The sequence below is a fragment of the Actinomycetota bacterium genome, assembly GCA_036280995.1.
GTDB lineage: Bacteria > Actinomycetota > CALGFH01 > CALGFH01 > CALGFH01 > CALGFH01.
This window is the reverse complement of record DASUPQ010000055.1, coordinates 1-5,939: the sequence shown is the minus strand read 5'-3', so window position 1 is coordinate 5,939 and position 5,939 is coordinate 1. Positions and strand designations below refer to the sequence as shown.

The window sequence follows — 5,939 nt, the reverse complement described above, 5'->3', positions numbered from 1 at the left end:
GAGCGCGACGTACCCTCCTGCTTGACCAACCCAGGTGGGAGACCGGCGCGGCAACGCCGGTGAGGAGGGTAGCGCCGCATGCTGAGTGTAGTGGCCGATGAAGCTGCGCGTACCGAGCTCCACGCGGATCTGGACGAGCTGGCCCGCGAGGGCGCCAGGCGCATGCTGGCTGCCGCCTTGGAGGCCGAGGTCGACGACTACCTGGCCGCCCACGCTGCCCAGCGTGACGAGGGTGGCCGGCGGCTGGTGGTGCGCAACGGCCACGCCCGCCAGCGCGCGGTGACGACCGCCGCCGGTGCGGTCCAGGTGCGGGCGCCGCGGGTGGACGATCGCCGGGTCGACCCGGTGACTGGCGAGCGGGTTCGGTTCCGTTCGGTCATCCTGCCGCCCTGGTGCCGACGCAGCCCGAAGGTCGCTGAGGTGCTGCTGTTGCTGTACCTGCACGGGCTGTCCACCGGCGACTTCGTGCCCGCCCTGGAGGCGTTCTTCGGCTCGGCGGCCGGGCTGTCAGCCGCGGCCGTTGGTCGGCTGCTGGCCAGCTGGCAGGCCGACTACCAGGCGTTCTGCCACCGTGACTTGTCCGACCGTGACTACGTGTACGTCTGGGCCGACGGCATCCACTTCCGGGTGCGGCTGGAGCAGGCTCGGCTGTGCTGCCTGGTGATCGTGGGCGTGCGCGCCGATGGCACCAAGGAGCTGGTCGCGGTGGCTGACGGGGAGCGCGAGTCGACCGACAGCTGGGCGGAGGTCCTGCGGGACCTACGGCGGCGCGGGATGCGGGCGCCGGTGGTGGCGGTCGGTGACGGGGCGCTGGGGCTGTGGGCGGCGCTGCGCGACGTGTTCCCGGCCACCCGCCACCAGCGCGACTGGGTCCACAAGGTCGCCAACGTGCTTGGCTGCCTGCCCAAGGCCGTGCACGCCGGGGCGCGCAAGGCGCTAAACGAGATCCGGGATGCTCCCGACCGTGACCATGCCCAGCGCGCCATCGAGGTGTTCGCGCGCGACTACGGGGCCAAGTGGCCCAAGGCGGTGGCCAAGATCGTCGACGACGCCGAGGAGCTGCTGTGCTTCTTCGACTTCCCAGCCGAGCACTGGCTGCACCTGAAGACCAGCAACCCGATCGAGTCCACCTTCGCCACGGTCCGGCTGCGAACTCGAGTGACGAAGGGCCCCGGCTCCAAGGCCGCGGGGTTGGCGATGGCCTTCAAGCTGCTGGAGGCCGCCCAGGACCGCTGGCGGGCGGTCAACGGCCCGCAGCTGGTCGCGCTGGTCCGGGCCGGCGCGCGGTTCGACAAGGGGGTGATGGTTGAGCGTCCTGACGAGGTTCAGGAGGTCGCCGCGTGATCACACAGGACCGGCAATCCACAACTCTTGACGATTCCTCCTGGAGCACATCAGGAGTGACCCCTCACGCTCCGGCACACGCCGGCGTTCAGAGTCTCGGCGCTCGAGTACGTCCGAGACTCTGAACGCCGGCTCGCTGGTCGACAAGCTCACCGGGCGCCGGGCCCTCCCATCACGCTGCGTTCATGAGCATCCCTGAGGTCAGGGATCCGCCGGTCGATCAGTTAAGCGCTCTCAGCTAAGCGCTCTCCGACCGCTCTGCGCCCCCGCATGCCGCCCGGCGGAGTGAAGTGGGGGGCAAAGGCGCTGGTCAGAAGACCGACCAAGGATAGAGGGTCCAACTCCGTAGGATGTTTCCTAACGGTAAAGTGTTCTCTTGGCTTCTGCGGCCGTGCGGAGAGAAGGGCCAGCGGCGTTTCTGCTGTTCAGAGCCTTATGGTGGGCGCGACAGGGTTTGAACCTGTGACCTCTTCCGTGTCAGCAAACGGCGGGGAAGCGCTGTGCGGATCGCCGTTTCCCCAGGTCACCGTCAACCGTCGACGGCAAAGTTATGCGTTCTCTTTCTGGCGTCGTGGGAGACATCGAGCCGTCCTCCACGTACGACCGCCCGTCCGTCGCGACTACTTCGCCACAGTTGCACGCGACAGTCGCCTCAAACAGGACGACACGTTGGCGTGAGCGAACGCTGAGTTATGTCCCCATTCACCCACCGTAGTGAGGAGCACCATGCCCCAGCTTGAGGCCGGCGCCCAGGCGCCGACGTTCACCCTGCCCGACCAGGACGGCAACCCGGTGTCGCTGGACGACTTCAAGGGCACCAAGGTGCTCGTCTACTTCTACCCGGCCGACGACACCCCGGGCTGCACCCGCGAGGCCTGCCAGTTCAACGACAACCTGGCCGCCTTCCAGGCCGCCGGCGTACCGGTCATCGGCATCTCCCGCGACGACGCCCAGAGCCACCAGCGCTTCCGCAACAAGTACGGCCTCCGGTTCCCGCTGCTGACCGACGCCGACCACCAGGTCATGGACGCCTACGGCGCCTGGGGGGAGAAGACCAGGTATGGCCAGACCAGCATCGGGGTGCTGCGCTCGACCTTCCTGGTCGACGAGCAGGGCCGCATCGAGCGGGCCTGGCACAACGTCAAGGCCGACGGCCACGCCGCCAAGGTCCTCGAAGCGCTCGGCCCCAAGCTCTGACCGCGGCGTCTCGCGTCGCTCACCGACATGGCGCGTGCCGAGATGCGCCGGCGTGTCTGGACCTGCCGTTGAGTAGGAGCTGAACCGGCTCAGCAGGCGGGCAGGCCATGCGGCTGAGCGCCGTCTACGCGGTCAGGGGATGAGGCCAAGCCGACGGGCGAGGGCAACCGCCTCCTCACGCGAGGAGACCCCGAGCTTGCGGTAGATGGCCTTGGTGTGGCTTTTTACCGTGTCGCGGGTGATGTAGAGCGCATCTCCGATGGCCTGCTGCGAAAGCTGGCCCGAGAGGAGCCGTAGCACATCGACCTCGCGCGCGCTGAGCGCCTCGGAGGGTTGCGCCATGTGGTGCTCGGCCACGTCCAGGCGCTGCGTGGCCGCCCGCAGCCGCTGCGGCAGGACCCCGAAGTCGATGCCGGTCGCTTGCAGCCGGCCGGCTTCGGCCACCAGCGTCTCGACTCCCGTGTGATCGCCACGGGCGAGGCGGACTGGCAGCAGCTCCACCAGCGCGTGGAAGCGCTCGATGGGATAGCGCTGCAGTGCGTAGGCTCGTTCGTGTGCCGCCAGGGCGCCGTCCAGGTCACCTCGACGCCTGCGGATCCTGCCCTGCAGGATGTAGGCGCACGCGACCGTGGGGCTTTCGGACAGCCCGTTAGCTTGGACCAGCTCGGATGCCCGGCGCTCGTGTACCGCGGCGGCGTCGCCCTGGCCCTGGTCGTCCTCGATGAGTCCAAGCAGCACCAGCGAGCGGATCCTGGTCGTGATCACCGGCGAGTCCTCACCGAGACGGACGGCCTCCTCGGACGGCGCCCGTGCCTCGGCCGTCCTGCCGGAGAGGTAGAGGCTGTAGCCAAGCGCCCAAAAGGCGCTCAAGCGCCAGGGACTGGCCGGATCGGTCTGCAGCTCCAGCACGCGCCGCGCGGCCGCCAGCTTGGCGGCGATACCCTGGAATCCGCTGACGGCACGTAACGAGACGATGCCGACTTCCAGCGAGGGGGTGCCGTCGGCCAGCGGCCCCTGCGAGGGGAGCTGTTCGGCGATGGCGAGCCAGCGGTCCATCTCCGCGGGCTCATGGAAGGCGAGGGCGATCCAGGCGGACACCAGCGTGAGGACGGGATCTGAACGCACGGCAGCCGGAGGAAGGGCCCGCAGCCAATCTCGTACCGTCGCGATCAGCCAGCGGTCGACGTAGGAGATCCAGTGGCGGGCGATGAGTTCGCTAACCTCATCGAAGTCGCCGGCGGCGCTGGCATGGTGGATCGCTTCGTCGGGGAAGCCTGCCTGCCGGTACCAGGCGCTCGCCCGCCGGTGCAGGACCGAGATCAGCTCGGGCTCGGATGCGGCGAGCTCGTGCCGCAGCAGGTCCGCGAACAAATGGTGGTAGCGGTACCACTGCCGCCGCTCGTCGAGCGGCAGGAGGAACAGGTTGGCCCGCTCCAGCTGGCGAAGGAGGCCGGCCGCGCCCTCGCTGCCGGTGACGGCATCGCACAGGTCGGCCGACAGCCGTTCAAGGATCGACGTGCGGAGCAGGAAGCGTCGGAGCTGTGGTGGCTGCGCGTCCAGCAGCTCGGCCCCGAGATAGTCGATGACGTGCTGGTGGCTGCCGGAGAAGCTCTTGACGCGGGTGCGGGGATTGGGATGGCCCTTGAGTGTGAGCGCGGCGAGGTGCAGGCCTGCGGGCCAGCCTTCGGTGCGATGGTGCAGGATGGCCAGATCGGCCGGGTCGAGTTGGAGCTGGAGTCTGTCGTTCAGCAGCGCCGCCGTCTCCTCGCCGGTGAAGCGTAGGTCGGCGCCCTGCAGCTCGAGCAGCTGGCCGCGTGCCCGGAGCCGTCCCAAGGGAAGCGGCGGGTTGGAGTGGGTCGACATGACGAGCTGCATGGTCTTGGGAAGGTGTTCGATGAGGAACGCGACCGAGCGGTGGCATTCCTGGTTCTTCACCACGTGGTAGTCGTCGAGCACGAGGACCACCGGACGGGCCAGGTCGGTCAGTTCGTTGAGCAGCAGTGGCAGCGCGACGTCGAGGAGGCTGACCCCAGGAGCCCGCAACGCCGCCAGCGAGCGCGCACCGATGGCCGGGTCCACCCGGTGGAGCGCCTCGATCAGGTAGGTCCACAGGCGTAGCGGGTCATTGTCGTCCGAGCCGAGGGACACCCAGGCGCAGGGCCGGTCATCGCTCCCGGATGTGACCCACGCCGCCAGGAGGGTGGTCTTGCCGAAGCCGGTCGGTGCCTGGACCAGGGTGAGCTGTCGATCCGCCCCGGCGTCGAGGAGTGCGAGAAGGTGGGGGCGGGGCACGAACGCCGGACTCGGCGTGGGCACGTGCAGCTTGGTCTCGAGCAGCACCGGTCCGCGCCCTCCGAGGTCGCCGCCGGCCGCCTCCGGATCGGCTGATTCCTTGACCTCGTGAAGGTGCGAACGCCTCGCCACAGCCCTACCTACCCGGTCGGGCGAACATCCGGCCGCGGGGGTGGAAGGCCACCGTCATCACCTCGGCGTTCCCTCTAAATTCATCGCCAGGCAGGCACGATAGCAAAGGCCGAGGATCCCCCGGACGTCGCTGCTAGCGGTCGCGGCGTGACCGGCTGACCCGTTCGGCCGTGGCCTCCTGGGTGGCGGGGCTGGTGAGGCGGGTCGCCCCGGCGTCGCCCTCGCGGTCGGGCGTGGGCCGGCCACCACCGCCATGGCGATGGCGCTGCCGAGGCCGAGGGTGGCCCAGTCGTTCCGGTGATCCGGGCGGGAGGCCGGGTTGGTCAGGCGTCGCGTCCTGGTCGGAGGCGGCCGAGCAGGCCGCCGGTGACCTGGGCGGGTCGCTGCTGCTCGCCCATGCGGGCGTTGAGGACCAGCACCGCCCCGGTCAGGGCCGGGATCACCCACTGCAGCACCTTGAGCTGGCGCTGGGCCTTGGCCACATCCTGAGGGGTACCGTCGCCGGGGTCGGTGCCGCCCTCGACCGGAGCCTCACCAGAGTGGTCCAGCTTGGCCCCAAGGGCCCGGGACCAGGCCGTGGCGGCCAGGGCGGCGCCGGTGAGGGCGGTCTTGGCCACGGTGGCCTGGGCCACGCCCCGCTGGCTGGCCACCCGGCCCTTGTTGGCCCCCAGCAGGACGGCCCCGCCGACCACATGGGCGGCGATGCCGGCCAGGTTGACCGGGGTCCAGCGGTTCCAGCCCGCGTTGGCCACCCGCAGCCGCTGGGTGGGCTCCTCCACGTCGGCCGCGGCTCCGTTGAGCCCGACCGCGCCCATCAGCGAGCCGCCGAACCAGGTGGCCAGACCGAGGTCGTGCAGGGAACGGGAGACGGTGTTGTCAGCTGTCACAGTGTGGCTCCTTCATGGGTGTTGGGAGACGAGCAGGGGCCGCCGGCAGGCCAGCGGGCCCCTGCTCACATCGGTGCCGTTCGGCCT

The 5,939-nt window shown here is 69.9% G+C and carries 4 protein-coding genes and 1 tRNA gene; 2 read left to right on the top strand and 3 right to left on the bottom strand.

Translation table 11 applies throughout. The features are described 5' to 3' along the window. The first annotated feature begins 78 nt into the window (after positions 1-78). Entirely contained in the window at positions 79-1,344 is a 1,266-nt protein-coding gene (locus tag VF468_01500; protein ID HEX5876997.1) for an IS256 family transposase, read from the top strand. A 436-nt stretch (positions 1,345-1,780) separates the two neighbouring features. Here VF468_01500 and VF468_01495 read toward each other — a convergent pair. After that, positions 1,781-1,863, bottom strand: a tRNA-Leu gene (locus tag VF468_01495). A 207-nt stretch (positions 1,864-2,070) separates the two neighbouring features. Between VF468_01495 and bcp the strand changes: the two genes are divergently transcribed. Beyond that, positions 2,071-2,541, top strand: coding sequence for a thioredoxin-dependent thiol peroxidase (gene bcp / locus VF468_01490; protein ID HEX5876996.1), 471 nt, complete (start codon positions 2,071-2,073; stop codon positions 2,539-2,541). 132 nt (positions 2,542-2,673) lie between these two features. Here the strand turns inward: bcp and VF468_01485 are convergent, their stop codons facing one another. Together VF468_01485 and VF468_01480 are read right to left on the bottom strand one after the other, a co-directional pair. Then, the gene (locus VF468_01485) at positions 2,674-4,881 is read right to left on the bottom strand and encodes a LuxR C-terminal-related transcriptional regulator (protein HEX5876995.1); all 2,208 of its coding nucleotides are present in this window, start codon (positions 4,879-4,881) and stop codon (positions 2,674-2,676) included. Positions 4,882-5,288: 407 nt separating this feature from the next. Further along, complete coding sequence (locus VF468_01480; GenBank protein HEX5876994.1) at positions 5,289-5,852, bottom strand: hypothetical protein; 564 nt, start codon at positions 5,850-5,852, stop codon at positions 5,289-5,291. Positions 5,853-5,939: the final 87 nt, after the last annotated feature.

Coding starts and splice junctions, on each gene's coding strand:
- bcp (HEX5876996.1), top strand. CDS start 2,071: ATGCCCCAGCTTGAGGCCGGCGCCCAGGCGCCGACGTTCACCCTGCCC.
- VF468_01500 (HEX5876997.1), top strand. CDS start 79: ATGCTGAGTGTAGTGGCCGATGAAGCTGCGCGTACCGAGCTCCACGCG.